Source organism: Allobosea sp. 47.2.35 (assembly GCF_024655635.1).
Taxonomy (GTDB): domain Bacteria; phylum Pseudomonadota; class Alphaproteobacteria; order Rhizobiales; family Beijerinckiaceae; genus Allobosea.
Map to the genome: position 1 here is coordinate 23257 of NZ_JANLGI010000029.1, position 12878 is coordinate 36134.

The 12878-nt window shown below is 66.5% G+C and carries 15 protein-coding genes; 7 read left to right on the top strand and 8 right to left on the bottom strand.

The genetic code is table 11. The features are described from left to right. Nucleotides 1-3 precede the first annotated feature (3 nt). Nucleotides 4-720, top strand: coding sequence for a DNA polymerase III subunit epsilon (gene dnaQ / locus NUV79_RS23130; protein WP_257735427.1), 717 nt, complete (start codon nucleotides 4-6; stop codon nucleotides 718-720). 27 nt (nucleotides 721-747) lie between these two features. Here the strand turns inward: dnaQ and NUV79_RS23135 are convergent, their stop codons facing one another. Both NUV79_RS23135 and secB read right to left on the bottom strand, forming a co-directional pair. Continuing rightward, nucleotides 748-1482 (bottom strand): TerC family protein, encoded by a 735-nt coding sequence (locus NUV79_RS23135; RefSeq protein WP_257735428.1) that lies wholly within the window; start codon nucleotides 1480-1482, stop codon nucleotides 748-750. 172 nt (nucleotides 1483-1654) lie between these two features. Next, nucleotides 1655-2149, bottom strand: a complete 495-nt coding sequence (secB, locus tag NUV79_RS23140; protein ID WP_257735429.1) for a protein-export chaperone SecB — start codon at nucleotides 2147-2149, stop codon at nucleotides 1655-1657. A gap of 243 nt (nucleotides 2150-2392) precedes the next feature. Here secB and NUV79_RS23145 point away from each other — a divergent pair, with 243 nt between their 5' ends. The 5 genes from NUV79_RS23145 to NUV79_RS23165 all read left to right on the top strand — a co-directional run bounded on the left by NUV79_RS23145 (nucleotide 2393) and on the right by NUV79_RS23165 (nucleotide 6316). Then, entirely contained in the window at nucleotides 2393-3118 is a 726-nt protein-coding gene (locus tag NUV79_RS23145; RefSeq protein WP_257735430.1) for a Tim44/TimA family putative adaptor protein, read from the top strand. Beyond that, nucleotides 3115-4284, top strand: coding sequence for a murein transglycosylase A (gene mltA / locus NUV79_RS23150; protein ID WP_257735431.1), 1170 nt, complete (start codon nucleotides 3115-3117; stop codon nucleotides 4282-4284). The genes NUV79_RS23145 and mltA overlap by 4 nt, the downstream gene beginning before the upstream one ends. 1 nt (nucleotide 4285) lies before the next feature. After that, a complete protein-coding gene (locus tag NUV79_RS23155; protein ID WP_257735432.1) occupies nucleotides 4286-4849 on the top strand; it encodes a Smr/MutS family protein in 564 nt (187 codons plus the stop codon). Continuing rightward, a complete protein-coding gene (locus NUV79_RS23160) occupies nucleotides 4846-5220 on the top strand; it encodes a helix-turn-helix domain-containing protein (protein ID WP_257735433.1) in 375 nt (124 codons plus the stop codon). Before NUV79_RS23155 ends, NUV79_RS23160 begins: the two co-directional genes overlap by 4 nt. A gap of 97 nt (nucleotides 5221-5317) precedes the next feature. Beyond that, a complete protein-coding gene (locus NUV79_RS23165; protein ID WP_257735434.1) occupies nucleotides 5318-6316 on the top strand; it encodes an adenosine kinase in 999 nt (332 codons plus the stop codon). Nucleotides 6317-6504: 188 nt separating this feature from the next. On the opposite strand, the gene NUV79_RS23170 is transcribed toward NUV79_RS23165, so the two are convergent. From NUV79_RS23170 to NUV79_RS23190, 5 genes are all read right to left on the bottom strand, one after another. Continuing rightward, a complete protein-coding gene (locus NUV79_RS23170; protein ID WP_257735435.1) occupies nucleotides 6505-7140 on the bottom strand; it encodes a pyridoxamine 5'-phosphate oxidase family protein in 636 nt (211 codons plus the stop codon). Nucleotides 7141-7196: 56 nt separating this feature from the next. Then, nucleotides 7197-7973, bottom strand: a complete 777-nt coding sequence (locus tag NUV79_RS23175; protein WP_257735436.1) for an alpha/beta fold hydrolase — start codon at nucleotides 7971-7973, stop codon at nucleotides 7197-7199. A 142-nt stretch (nucleotides 7974-8115) separates the two neighbouring features. Continuing rightward, nucleotides 8116-10287, bottom strand: coding sequence for a polyribonucleotide nucleotidyltransferase (gene pnp, locus NUV79_RS23180; protein WP_257735437.1), 2172 nt, complete (start codon nucleotides 10285-10287; stop codon nucleotides 8116-8118). Nucleotides 10288-10548: 261 nt separating this feature from the next. Then, on the bottom strand, nucleotides 10549-10818 hold the full coding sequence (rpsO, locus tag NUV79_RS23185) for a 30S ribosomal protein S15 (RefSeq protein ID WP_257735438.1): 270 nt from the start codon (nucleotides 10816-10818) through the stop codon (nucleotides 10549-10551). A gap of 171 nt (nucleotides 10819-10989) precedes the next feature. Next, complete coding sequence (locus tag NUV79_RS23190) at nucleotides 10990-11361, bottom strand: winged helix-turn-helix transcriptional regulator (protein ID WP_374679318.1); 372 nt, start codon at nucleotides 11359-11361, stop codon at nucleotides 10990-10992. A gap of 124 nt (nucleotides 11362-11485) precedes the next feature. Here NUV79_RS23190 and NUV79_RS23195 point away from each other — a divergent pair, with 124 nt between their 5' ends. Next, on the top strand, nucleotides 11486-12097 hold the full coding sequence (locus NUV79_RS23195; RefSeq protein ID WP_257735439.1) for an NAD(P)-dependent oxidoreductase: 612 nt from the start codon (nucleotides 11486-11488) through the stop codon (nucleotides 12095-12097). A gap of 76 nt (nucleotides 12098-12173) precedes the next feature. Here the strand turns inward: NUV79_RS23195 and NUV79_RS23200 are convergent, their stop codons facing one another. Further along, on the bottom strand, nucleotides 12174-12524 hold the full coding sequence (locus tag NUV79_RS23200; protein WP_257735440.1) for an Atu4866 domain-containing protein: 351 nt from the start codon (nucleotides 12522-12524) through the stop codon (nucleotides 12174-12176). Nucleotides 12525-12878: the final 354 nt, after the last annotated feature.

Here is a 12878-nt window from a genome sequence, read left to right on the forward strand (position 1 = left end):
GCAATGCGCGAGATCGTTCTCGATACCGAAACTACCGGCGTCGAAGCCAATAACGGCGACCGCATCGTCGAGATCGGCTGCGTCGAGCTGCTCAATCATTGCCCGAGCGGCCGGACCTTCCACGTCTATATCAATCCCGAGCGCTCGATGCCGATCGAGGCGTTCAACGTCCACGGCCTCTCGGAAGAGTTCCTCTCGGACAAGCCGGTCTTCGCCACGATCGCGCAGGAATTCGCGGAGTTCATCGCCGGCGCCAAGCTGGTGATCCATAACGCCGCCTTCGACGTCGGCTTCATCAACATGGAGTTCAAGCGCCTCGGCCTGCCGCCGATCGAGCAGGCCTTCGTGGTCGACACCCTGTCGATGGCGCGCCGCAAGCACCCTGGCGCCTCGAACAGCCTCGACGCGCTCTGCTCGCGTTACGGCATCGACAACAGCCGCCGCACCAAGCACGGCGCGCTCCTCGATTCCGAGATTCTGGCCGAGGTCTATATCGAGCTGATCGGCGGCAAGCAGGCCTCGCTCGGCCTCGGCGTCGAGGCGGCGGCGGGCCGTCCCGGCATCGCCATGGCGGCCGTCGAGAAGCCGCAGCGTCAGCGTCAGTTGGGATCGCGCCTCAGCGAGGAGGCGCTCAAGGCGCACGAGGCCTTCATTCTCGGCTCGCTCAAGGCGCCGCTCTGGAAGGGCTATCTCGGCATCACGGACGACGCGGCGCAGTAATCCGCGTCGCCTCTCGCCTGGGCCGGCTTATCGCGCCCGGCGGCGCGATACCATGTTGAGCGCCTCGATCAGGGCCGAGAAGGCCATCGCGGCGTAGATATAGCCCTTCGGCACATGCACACCGAAGCCCTCGGCGATCAGCGTGCCGCCGATCATCAGCAGGAAGCCCAGCGCCAGCATCACCACGGTCGGGTTCCTGTCGATGAAGCGCGCCAGCGGATCGGCGGCGAGCAGCATCGTCAGCACCGCGACGAGGACCGCGATGACCATGACCGGGATATGCTCGGTCATGCCGACGGCAGTGATGATCGAGTCGATCGAGAACACCAGGTCGAGCAGCAGGATCTGGAAGATCGCGGCGCCGAAGCTCAGCGTCACCGCGCGCTTGCCACCCTCGGCCAGGACCGATTCCGGATCGGGATCGACCTTGTGGTGGATTTCCTTCGTCGCCTTCCAGACCAGGAAGAGGCCGCCGGCGATCAGGATGAGGTCGCGCCAGGAGAAGGCCTGGCCGAAGACCGTGAAGATCGGGGCGGTCAGCTTGACGATGATGGCGACGGTGCCGAGCAGGGCGAGGCGCAGGATGAGGGCCAGGCCGATACCGATCCTGCGGCCCTTCGAGCGCTGATGCTCGGGCAGCTTGTTGGTCAGGATCGAGATGAAGATCAGGTTGTCGATGCCGAGCACGACCTCCATGGCGATCAGTGCCCCGAGCGCGGCCCAGACGGTGGGATCGGCGGCAAGCGTCATAAGGTGGTCCATCGGTTCTCCATCGGATACGGAAAAGGCGGGCGTCCCTGCCGGGGCGTCCGCCGTTGCCTCGGGCACATGGAGAGGGGTGCCTCGCTCCGCAAGGGCAACAATAATCCGCAATAAACGAGAAAGGGCCCCGCAAGGGGCCCTTCCGTAGTCCATTGCCGATGGCGGCGAGCGATCAGTTGGTCGCTGCGCCCTGCTGGCCCTCGAGCTCCTGCAGGCGCTGCTGGAAGAGCTGGGCGAAGTCGATCGGCGGCACGTAGAAGGGCGGGAAGCCGCCGTTCTGCACGGCCTCGGCGATGATCTGCCGGGCGAAGGGGAAGAGCAGGCGGGCGCAGTCGATCACCAGCACCGGGTGAACATGCTCCTGCGGGATGTTCTGCAGGCGGAACACGCCGGCATAGCTCAGGTCGAAGGCGAACAGCGTCTCGCCCTTGATCTCGGCCTTGCCCTCGAGGCGCAGCACGGTCTCGTAGTCGTTGTCGCCGAGAGCGGTCGAGCCGACATTGACCTGCAGCGACATCTGCGGACCCTGCTGGGCGTCCTGCTGGGCGAGCGAGCGCGGCGCCTTCGGGTTCTCGAACGAGAAATCCTTGGTGTACTGGATCAGGGCGTTCAGGCTCGGAGCTGCTTCGGCGCCGGCACCATTGCCGTTGGGGAGTTCGTTGGCCATCGGTCCCATCTCGTTCTGGCAGGCTGTCTCGGGAAATCCCGCGCCTGTGCCGGCTCTCGGGATGCGCTCCATGCTATGGAGCGGCGCGCGCGTCGGCTATCATGGACGCCGTGCCGGCACAAGAAGTCGCCTTCACAAGCCGGGGGGTGGATGTTACGAGCCAGTCTCACCATATGACGGTGAACGCCCGGCGCCAGCAGGCGGCAGGGCAGGCAACAACGGGGAGCCGCGGGTCAGCTTTCGATGCAGAATTCGTTCGACATGCAGACTCTGATCTTTCTGGCTCTGGCCGTGTTCGTAGCCTGGAAGCTGCGCTCCGTGCTTGGCCAGAAGACCGGTCACGAGCAGCCCAAGGATCCCTTCGCCCGCCGCGAGACGCCGCCGATGCGGCCGGATCAGGCGCAAGGCCAGGACAAGAGCGACAATGTCATTCGCCTGCCTGGCGCCGCGAACGACGCGAGCGCGCCCCAGCCGCCTGCGGCCGAGCGCTGGAAGGATCTGGCTGCGCCGGATTCTCCGGTCAGCGCCGGCATCGAGGCGGTGATCCGTCAGGAGCCCGGCTTCGATCCGCATGAATTCGTCGGTGGCGCCAAGGCTGCCTATGAGGCGATCGTCACCGCCTTTGCCCGCGGCGACCGCAAGATGCTGAAGGGCCTTCTCGCCAAGGATGTCTATGACGGCTTCGAGCAGGCCATCACCGAGCGCGAGAAGCGCGGTGAGAAGGCCGAGTCGAACTTCGTCTCGATCGACAAGGCCGATCTCGCCGCCGTCGAGGTCAAGGGCAAGACCGCGCAGGTCACGATCGCCTTCGTCTCGCAGCTCATCAGCGTCACGCGCGACGCACAAGGTACGGTCGTCGATGGCAGTGCCGAGCAGGTCTCGGAGGTCAACGACATCTGGACCTTCTCGCGCCAGCTCGGCAGCCGCGATCCAAACTGGCTGCTCGTCGCCACCGAATCCGCCGCGTGAAGCGCGGCGGCGCCGGTGTCGCACTGGCGTTCTCCGCAGCTCTGGGCCTTGCATCCGTGACCGCCATGGCCTCGCCGCCCCCGCTGCCTCAAGGAGCCCGCGCCGAGGCCCTGTCGCCCGCTGCGATCCCCGGCTGGGCGCAGGACGATCACGGCACGGCCTTCGCCATCTTCGTCAAGGGCTGCATGGCCGATCCGCCCCTGCGCCAGGGCGTGCCGCTGCCGGAGCGTCTCGCTGCCGTCTGCGACAAGGCTAAGGCGCTCGCTGCGGCGGGTCCGGTCGGGCGCGAGCAGGCGAAAACCTTCTTCGAACAGAATTTCTCCTTCTGGCGCGTCCGGCCGGAAACCGGCGAGACCGGCTTCACCACCGGCTATTTCGAGCCTGAGTTCGAGGGCTCGCTGACCCGTTCGGACACCTTCCCGACGCCGCTCTTCGACCGGCCGAAGGATCTGGTGACGCGCCTTTCCGAGGATGACTGGCCCGGCCTCGACAAGGCGCTCTCGGCTGCGCGCCGCACCGCCAAGGGCTTCGAGCCCTTCCCGGATCGCACGGCGATCGAGACCGGCGCGCTCGACGGCCAGGGGCTCGAAATCCTCTGGCTGCGCGATCCCGTCGATCGTTTCGTGCTGCAGGTGCAGGGCTCCGGCCGTGTCCGCCTGCCGGATGGCTCGGTGACGCGCCTGACCTATTCCGGCCGGAATGGCCATCCCTATACCTCGCTCGGCCGTGTGCTCAGCCAGCGCGAGAACATTCCGCCCGAGCAGATGACGATGGACCGGCTGATCGCCCGGCTGAAATCCGATGCCGGCTTCGCCCGCGACCTGATCCGCCTGAACAAGTCCTTCGTCTTCTTCGCCCGCCGCGACGACCTGCCGGCCGAGAGCGGGCCGATCGGTGGCGCCGGCCTGCCGCTGACGTCGATGCGCAGCATCGCCGTCGATCGTACGGCTTGGCCTTATGGCTTGCCGGTCTGGGTCGATACCACTGTCCCCGATGGCGTTGGCGGCGACGAGCATCTGGCGCGCCTGATGATCGCGCAGGATACCGGCTCCGCCATTCTCGGCCCGGCTCGCATGGATCTCTTCGTCGGCTCGGGCGCTGCGGCGGGGCATCGCGCCGGCCTGATCCGCCATCCCGTAGCCTTCACCGTGCTCTGGCCGCGCTGACATGCGGTCCCGCCGCGGAAAGACGCTGACGGAGGCCGATATCGCGCTCTGGCGCCAGGTCGCGCGTTCGGTCAAGCCGCTGCCCGGCCGGGCGCCGGTCGAGCCTGAGCCTATCCCCGAGCCGGCAGCTCCCGCACCCGCCGAAATAGCAACGCGCGCCGTCGCGGCGGCTGCGCCGGTCAAGGCTGCCCCACCATCAGCGCCGCCACTGGCGCCGATCGAGCGACGGCTGCGCACGCAATTGCGTCGCGGCCAGCAGAGCGTCGATGCCTCGATCGACCTGCACGGCATGCGGCAGGACGAGGCGCATCTGGCGCTCCATGCCTTCCTGCGCCGCGAGCAGCGCCGCGGCTGCCGGATAGCCCTGGTGGTGACCGGCAAAGGCGCATTGGCGCCGGCGCTGTTCGGTGACGAGCGCGGCGTGCTGCGCCGGATGGTGCCGCATTGGCTGCGCCTTCCCGACTTGCGCGCGTTGGTCCTCGGCTTCGAGGAGGCCGAGCAGCGTCATGGCGGCTCCGGCGCACTCTATGTCCGCCTGCGTCGCCTCAGGGAGCATGGGCCGTGACGCCCTTCGGCCAGCGCGTCAGGGCTTTGCGGGAGGCGCGCGGCATGAGCCTCGCGCAGATGGCGGAAGGCCTCGGCGTCTCGCCGGCCTATCTCTCGGCGCTCGAGCACGGCAAGCGCGGCCGCCCGACCTTTACCCTGATCCAGGGCACGATCCACCTGCTCGGCGTCATCTGGGACGAGGCCGACGAGCTTGTTCGCCTCGCCGACCTCTCGCATCCGCGCGTGGTCATCGATACGGCCGGGCTCGATCCGGAAGCGACGCTGCTGGCCAATCGGCTGTCACGCGAGATCGCCCTGCTGGAGGGCGAGGACCTGCACCGCCTCGCCGCCATCCTCGACGAAGCCGCCACCCGCCGCGACTCCACCTGATTCGCCCCGCTTGACCACGCTCCATGCGGATGCGACAGGGCCACACCTTCCTTTTCGGCCGACGGGCCGCGCCATCCGGACAGAGCGAGCAAGAGCCATGACCCAGACCCGCACGGACGTCCTCGCCCTCGGCAATGCCATCGTCGACGTGCTCGCCTCGGCCGAGGAGGATTTCCTCATCGCCCAGAAGCTGACCAAGGGCGCGATGATGCTGATCGACGAGGCCCGCGCCGAGTCCCTCTATGCAGCCATGGGCCCGGCCCGGATCATCTCGGGCGGCTCGGCCGCGAACACCATCGCGGGCCTCGCCTCCTTCGGCGGCAAGGGCGCCTTCATCGGCAAGGTCCGCGGCGACGAGCTCGGCAAGCTCTATCGCCATGACCTGACCTCGCTCGGTGTCGCCTTCGGCACGGCCGACGCGACGGAAGGTCCGGCGACGGCGCGCTCCTTCATCATCGTCACGCCCGATGGCGAGCGCACGATGAACACCTATCTCGGTGCCTGCCAGGGCCTCTCGGTCGCCGATGTCGACGCCAAGGCCGTCGAGGCCGCCGACATCGTCTATCTCGAGGGCTATCTCTGGGATCCCCCGGCGGCCAAGGAAGCCTTCCGCAAGGCCTCCGAGATTGCCCACAAGGCCGGTGGCCGCGTCGCCATCACCCTGTCCGATTCCTTCTGCGTCGATCGCTATCGCGACGAGTTCATCGGCCTGATCCGCAACCGCATGGTCGATCTCGTCTTCGCCAACGAGCACGAGCTCAAGAGCCTCTACGAGACCTCGGATTTCGATACGGCCCTGTCCTGGCTGCGCTCGGAGAATATTCTGGCCGTCGTCACCCGCTCCGAGAAGGGCGCGCTGGCGGTGACGCCGGACGGCATCGTCGAGGAGCCGGTCTTCCCGGTCCAGCGCGTGGTCGATGCGACTGGCGCCGGCGACCTCTTCGCCGCCGGCTTCCTCTATGGCCTGACCTCGAACCGCGAGACCCGTGACTGCCTGCGTCTCGGCGCGCTGGCTGCGGCCGAGATCATCTCGCATGTCGGCGCCCGTCCCGATGTCAGCCTGAAGACGCTGGCCGGGAACGAAGGACTGCTCTGACGGCGCAGTGCCTGACGGATCCGCCATTGTCATTCCGGGGCGGCCCTTTGGGCCGAGCCCGGAACCCACGACGCGGCACGTCCGAATTACAATTCCTGCCGCGTCGCTGATCGCTCGGTCTCAACCCGTTTTGGCTTCCGGGCTCTTCGCCATGCGAAGCCCCGGAAAGACCGGACGGGTACTCCTCCTCAATACAACGTCGCCTTGACCCGGCCCGGCAACGCCTCGTCGTAAGCCTTGCCATCGAAGGTCGCGACCTCTGCATTCCGTGCCGTGATGTCGCGCAGCATCGTGCCGGGCGAGGGCAGGCTGCGCCGGTCGACCTGCCGCTCCGGGTTCCAGAGCTCCGCCCGCACCACCGCGCGCGAGCACTGGAAGTAGACCGCTTCGACATGGACCACCATGACGCTCGCCGGAAGCTTCCCGGCCATCTCGAACTGCGATAACAACTCAGGGTCGCAGGAAATCTCAGCGCGTCCGTTTACGCGCAGAGTCTCTCCGCAACCGGGCACCAGGAAGAGCATTCCGATTCGATCGTCGAACAGGATATTCTTCAAGGAATCCAATCGGTTATTGCCTTTTCGGTCGGGAATCAGGAGCGTTTTCGCGTCCCGGACCGTGACAAAGCCCGGCAGATCCCCGCGCGGCGAACAATCCAGCCCCTCAGGACCGACCGTCGCGAGCACGAAAAACGGCGAGGCCGCGATTAGCGCCGCATAGTTGGCGTCGACATGATCGATCTCCTTGAAGGTCGAGGCCGGCGCGATCGGATTGGGATAGGCGCGGGCGAGGTCGTCGAGCGAGGCGATGCGGTGGTCGGACATGCCGGTCTCCATGGGTCGGCATATGTCTAGACTATTGTGTGCGGCGCGTCATCACCTCACGGCGCTGCCGAAGACAGGCTGGCCGCGATGGCCGCAGCGAGGCCGGCGGGATTGTCCCAGGGGATCGAATGCCCGGCGCGCGGCACGATGGCGATCTCGATCTCCACCTCCGACAGCCCTGCCACACCATCATAAGGCAGCGACAGCTCGCCGATGATCAGCGTACGCGGCACGGGGAGCGACGTCAGAATACTCCGCCATGTCGGATCGCTGCCTTCGACGAGCGAGCGCGCGGTCCGCTGCACGGCATAGGCGGCGCTGCGAGCGAGCGAAGCCGCCCAGATATCGTTGCCCTCGGCCCGGGCCGCGCGGACGATCGCGTCCTGGCCACTGGCGCAATACTCCGCTTCAGGGATTGCCGCGATGCCCCGGCTGAACTGGCCACCGCCCGGGTCGAGATTGGGTTCACCGACGACGAGCCTGCCGAGGCGTGGCCCCAGCATCGCGGCAGCGGCAATCGCGACGGCTCCGCCCATGCTGTGCCCGAAGACATCGACCCGGGGCAGCTCCAGCGCATCGATCAGCGCGACGACGCTGCGGGCATGGTCGTCGATCGTGTAGCCGAACGCCTCCGGCCGGTCGCTGAAGCCGGAGCCCAGCAAATCGATCAGCAGCATGCGCCGGCCGCGCAAGGCCGGATCGGCCGCGACGGTCGGGTAGTCGCAGGACGAGGCGCAGCCAAGGCCGTGAATCATGACCAGCGCCGGACCTTCACCGGCCAGGTCGTGGTAGCGCAGCGATCCGCCAGCGCCTGGAACAGCAAAGGATTTCATCGGCGAGTACTCCGGTTTTTCACGGAAGCTTTAGGCAAAGGCGCTGTCCGAACATGGCGGGATAAGTCTCTCGACGACAACGAAAAACGCCCCGCATCATCGATGCGGGGCGTCCTGTTTTACACAAGCTGGCGGGCCGTTATTACTCGGCCGCGCCCTGCTTCTCACGGGCCTTGTCGGCCTCGCGCTGCGCCTTGAGCTTCTCGGTGAGGTCCTCGCCGGTGGCCTGGTCGACGACCTTCATCGAGAGGCGGATCTTGCCGCGCTCGTCCTGGCCGAGGAACTTGACCTTGACCTTGTCGCCTTCCTTGACGACGTCCGAGACCTTCTGGACGCGCTGGGGAGCGAGCTCGGAGATGTGGACGAGGCCGTCCTTGGCGCCGAAGAAGTTCACGAAGGCTCCGAACTCCATGATCTTGACGACTGTGCCGTCATAGATCACGCCGACTTCGGCCTCCGAGACGATCGACTTGATCCACTTGATCGCGGCTTCGATCGACTTGCCGTCGGCCGAGGCGATCTTGATGGTGCCGTCGTCCTCGATGTTGACCTTGGCGCCGGTCTTCTCGACGATCTCGCGGATGACCTTGCCGCCGGAGCCGATGACTTCCCGGATCTTGTCGACCGGGATCTTCATCGTCTCGATGCGCGGCGCGAACTCGCCGAGCTGGCTGCGCGACGCGGAGAGCGCCTTGTTCATCTCGCCGAGGATGTGCTCGCGACCGCCCTTGGCCTGCTCGAGGGCGACCTTCATGATCTCCTCGGTGATGCCGGCGATCTTGATGTCCATCTGCAGCGAGGTGATGCCCGCGGCGGTGCCGGCCACCTTGAAGTCCATGTCGCCGAGATGGTCCTCGTCGCCGAGGATGTCGGAGAGCACGGCGAAGCGCTTGCCTTCGAGGATCAGGCCCATCGCGATGCCCGCGACCGGCGACTTCAGCGGAACGCCCGCATCCATCAGCGCCAGCGAGGTGCCGCAGACGGTGGCCATCGAGGAGGAGCCGTTCGACTCGGTGATCTCCGAGACGACGCGGATCGTGTAGGGGAACTCCGACTTCGCCGGCAGCATCGGACGGATGGCGCGCCAGGCGAGCTTGCCATGGCCGATCTCACGGCGGCCGGGCGAACCCATGCGGCCGGTCTCGCCGACGGAGTAGGGCGGGAAATTGTAATGCAGCAGGAAGGTTTCCTTGTAGGTGCCTTCCAGCGAGTCGATGAACTGCTCGTCATCGCCGGTGCCGAGCGTGGTCACGACCAGCGCCTGCGTCTCGCCGCGGGTGAACAGGGCCGAGCCGTGGGTGCGCGGCAACATGCCGGCCTCGGCGACGATCTTGCGGACCGTCTTGAGGTCGCGGCCGTCGATGCGGGTGCCGTCATCGAGGATGGTCCAGCGCACGACCTTGGCCTGGGCTTCCTTGAACTGGCCACCGACCTGCTCCTTGGTGAAGGTGGTCTTGCCGTCCGGCTCGGCCGAGATCAGCGAGGCGACCTTGGCCTTGGCGGCGTCCAGCGCCTTGTAGCGCTCGGCCTTGGTGGTGATCTTGTAGGCGGCGCGCAGATCGGCGTCGACGAGCTTGAGGACGGCGTCCAGAACGACGGAGTTGTCGGCCGGGGTGTAGTCGCGCGGCTCCTTGGCGGCCTTCTCGGCCAGGCGGATGATGGCGTCGATCACCGGCTGGAAATGCTTGTGGCCGAACATCACGGCGCCGAGCATCACGTCTTCCGGCAGCTCCTTGGCTTCCGACTCGACCATCAGGACGGCGTCCTGCGTGCCGGCGACGACGAGGTCGAGAACCGATTCCTTGGCCTCTTCGATCGTCGGGTTCAGCTTGTAGGCGCCGTCGATATAGCCGACGCGGGCGCCGCCGATCGGGCCCATGAAGGGCACGCCGGAGAGGGTCAGCGCGGCCGAGGTCGCGACCATCGCGAGGATGTCGGGATCGTTCTCCAGGTCATGCTGGAGCACGGTGACGACGACCTGCGTGTCGTTCTTGTAGCCTTCGACGAAGAGCGGGCGGATCGGGCGGTCGATCAGGCGGGAGACCAGCGTCTCCTTCTCGCTCGGACGGCCCTCGCGCTTGAAATAGCCGCCGGGGATGCGGCCGGCGGCGAAGGTCTTTTCCTGGTAGTTCACGGTCAGCGGGAAGAAGTCGAAGCCCGGCTTCGGCTCCTTGGCCGAGACGACGGTCGCGAGCACGACGGTCTCGCCATAGGTGGCCATCACGGCGCCGTCGGCCTGGCGGGCGACCTTGCCGGTTTCGAGGACGAGCTTGCGGCCGCCCCAGATCAGTTCTTCGGTTTGGATGTCGAACATGTGTTTCGTCTTTCGGTCGGGTTCGACCCGTCCGGTGCCTTCAGGCCCATGGGCAAGACGGCGGAACGCTCGGGTGTGAGAGGGAATGCGCCCGAGCGCTCGGCGATCCTGCCATGGACGTCTTGGGCGCCCGGCGGGTCACGCGGGAGGCCGCCCCATGCGGCTGCCGCGATAGTCAGGCAGGTCACGCCCCATGGCGGCCTCGCCCGAAAAGGAGCCGCCCGGAGCTGGTCGCACCGGGCGGAAACCGTCAGCTTTCGATCAGCGGCGGATGCCGAGCCGTTCGATCAGCGTCTTGTAGCGACCCTGGTCCTTGCCCTTGAGATAGTCGAGCAGGGAACGGCGCTGGGAGACCAGCTTGAGCAGGCCGCGGCGCGAATGGTTGTCCTTCGCATGCGACTTGAAGTGGCCGGTCAGGTTGGTGATGCGCTCGGTCAGGATCGCGACCTGAACTTCCGGCGAGCCGGTGTCGTTCGGCTTGGTGGCGTATTCCTGGAGCAGCGCGGTCTTGCGCTCGGCAGTGATCGACATCGGGAGATCCTCGTGTTCGGGTTGATCTGGCGGGCCAGGCCGGGATGTCGTCCAGCAAGGTCCGAAGTCCGCGAGCACCTCATCGTGGAGGGGTCGCGCCGCCGGCTGGTTGGCCGGTTGCCCGGGCATATACACGAAATCGGGGGAAACGCCAGCGTTCCCGACTCCGGGCTAGATCGAAGCCTCGCCCCGGTCATAGCGCTGCTGGGCGGCCTCGACCTCGCCGATATGCGCCTCGGCCCAGAGCGTCAGCTGGTTCACTGTCTGCGCCAAGGTGCGCCCGAGTTCCGTCAGCGAATATTCGACGGTCACCGGCACCGTCGCGAACACCTCGCGCCGCACCAGCCCGTCGCGCTCCAGGCTCTTCAGCGTCTGGGACAGCATCTTCTGCGAGATGTTCTCGATCCGGCGCCTGAGTTCGTTGAAGCGCAAGGTGCCGTCGTCGAGCGCGATCAGGATCAGCACAGCCCAGGTATCGCCGATGCGATCGAGCACGCGCCGGGTCGGGCACAGCGCCTGGAATGGGTCGGGGCGTTTCAGCATGGCGGTTTCCCGGAGGTGACCATGTCGCGTGAAAGTGCCTTCTTTACGGGGCGGCGCGGCAGGATCAGATAGGTTCCATTGGAGTGCAGGTATCCAGAAGATACCAAACAAAGGAGCCTTTGTCATGAAAGTCGCATTGATCGGCGCCAGCGGATTCATCGGTTCGCGCCTGCTGGCCGAACTCTCAGCGCGCGGCCATGCCGTCACCGCCATCGTCCGTAATCCCGAGAAGGTCGCAGGCCTGCCCGGCGCCACTGCCGTCAAGGGCGATGTCTTCGACAAGGACGGGTTGGCCAAGCTCCTCGCCGGTCATGATGCGGTGATCAGCGCCGTGCATTTCAGCGCCAGCGACCCGCAGGTCCTGCTCGCGTCGGTCCGGCAGTCCGGCGTGACGCGCTATCTCGTCGTCGGCGGTGCCGGCAGCCTCGAGGTCGCACCGGGCGTGAAGCTCTTCGACACCCCCGAATTCCCCGCTGTTTATCTCGACGAAGCCCGGAAGGGCGGCGCCTTCCTCGATCTGCTGAAGCAGGAGCAGGGCCTCGACTGGACCTTCCTCTCGCCTTCGGCCCTGATCCAGCCGGGCGAGCGCACCGGCAAGTTCCGCCTCGGCACCGACCAGCTCCTCGTTGACGCCAAGGGCAGCAGCGCGATTTCGGCCGAGGATTATGCGATTGCTCTGGTCGACGAGCTGGAAAAGCCGGCTCATGGCCGTCGCCGCTTCACGGTCGGCTACTGATTTCTCGCGCCATAACGAAAAGGGCCGCGCCTCCAGGAGGTGCGGCCCCTCTTTATTGAACGGCTCGTAATCGCGATTACGCCTTGCGGAAGCGCTTCTCGCCGATGCTGAGTGTGCCGCGCTTCAGCTTCCCGAGCGCGACCCAGCCGGTCTCGCCCTCGAAATAGAGCTTCGAGCGATCGACCGCATAGCGGCCGACATGCTTGGCGCCGGCAGCGGGCTTGGCCTTATGGAACTGGCCGTCCGGCCTGAGGTCGATCAGGATCGACCCGTCCTCGGTCTTCCACTGGCCGATCGCGGCCTGTTCGAACGGGCCGAGGGTGTCAGTGGTGTCGAAATCGATCTCGAGCGGGCGGACGGAACGGCTGGCCGGCGCGAGGCCGGAGGCGAACTGGCCGAGAGCCTGAAGAACCTGGCTGATCTGCATGGTTTTCGTCTCCCTGTGGTGGTGACGGCTGAAACCGCTTGTCGCAGACATCCCCGTCGGGATCTGTCAGCAAGCGGTGCGGCATCGATCGACTCCAGCGAGTCGGCCGAGGAACGTCACGGATTGAATGTGCGAGGGCGGCGTCGTGATGGAGCAAAGCTCCGGCGCCTGTGACGGAGATAGGCCGATCGAGCGCCTCGACAAGAGGCGGCGAGTGAAAATTCCTCCCAGAAACGCGAACGGCGCCCTTTTGGGGGCGCCGTTCGTGTCGTAGTTGAGGGTAGTTCGGAGGCTGTTTGGCCTCAGAACTCTTCCCATCCTGAATCGCTGGCCCGGCCGCCGCCGCCATTGGCG

What these genes read in the sequence shown, in the direction of transcription:
- dnaQ (WP_257735427.1), top strand. Translation starts at nt 4, where the DNA reads ATGCGCGAGATCGTTCTCGATACCGAAACTACCGGCGTCGAAGCCAAT.
- secB (WP_257735429.1), bottom strand. Translation starts at nt 2,149, where the DNA reads ATGGCCAACGAACTCCCCAACGGCAATGGTGCCGGCGCCGAAGCAGCT.
- NUV79_RS23175 (WP_257735436.1), bottom strand. Translation starts at nt 7,973, where the DNA reads ATGAAATCCTTTGCTGTTCCAGGCGCTGGCGGATCGCTGCGCTACCAC.
- NUV79_RS23190 (WP_374679318.1), bottom strand. Translation starts at nt 11,361, where the DNA reads ATGCTGAAACGCCCCGACCCATTCCAGGCGCTGTGCCCGACCCGGCGC.
- NUV79_RS23170 (WP_257735435.1), bottom strand. Translation starts at nt 7,140, where the DNA reads ATGTCCGACCACCGCATCGCCTCGCTCGACGACCTCGCCCGCGCCTAT.
- rpsO (WP_257735438.1), bottom strand. Translation starts at nt 10,818, where the DNA reads ATGTCGATCACTGCCGAGCGCAAGACCGCGCTGCTCCAGGAATACGCC.
- NUV79_RS23165 (WP_257735434.1), top strand. Translation starts at nt 5,318, where the DNA reads ATGACCCAGACCCGCACGGACGTCCTCGCCCTCGGCAATGCCATCGTC.
- NUV79_RS23195 (WP_257735439.1), top strand. Translation starts at nt 11,486, where the DNA reads ATGAAAGTCGCATTGATCGGCGCCAGCGGATTCATCGGTTCGCGCCTG.
- NUV79_RS23135 (WP_257735428.1), bottom strand. Translation starts at nt 1,482, where the DNA reads ATGGACCACCTTATGACGCTTGCCGCCGATCCCACCGTCTGGGCCGCG.
- NUV79_RS23155 (WP_257735432.1), top strand. Translation starts at nt 4,286, where the DNA reads ATGCGGTCCCGCCGCGGAAAGACGCTGACGGAGGCCGATATCGCGCTC.
- pnp (WP_257735437.1), bottom strand. Translation starts at nt 10,287, where the DNA reads ATGTTCGACATCCAAACCGAAGAACTGATCTGGGGCGGCCGCAAGCTC.
- NUV79_RS23200 (WP_257735440.1), bottom strand. Translation starts at nt 12,524, where the DNA reads ATGCAGATCAGCCAGGTTCTTCAGGCTCTCGGCCAGTTCGCCTCCGGC.
- NUV79_RS23145 (WP_257735430.1), top strand. Translation starts at nt 2,393, where the DNA reads ATGCAGAATTCGTTCGACATGCAGACTCTGATCTTTCTGGCTCTGGCC.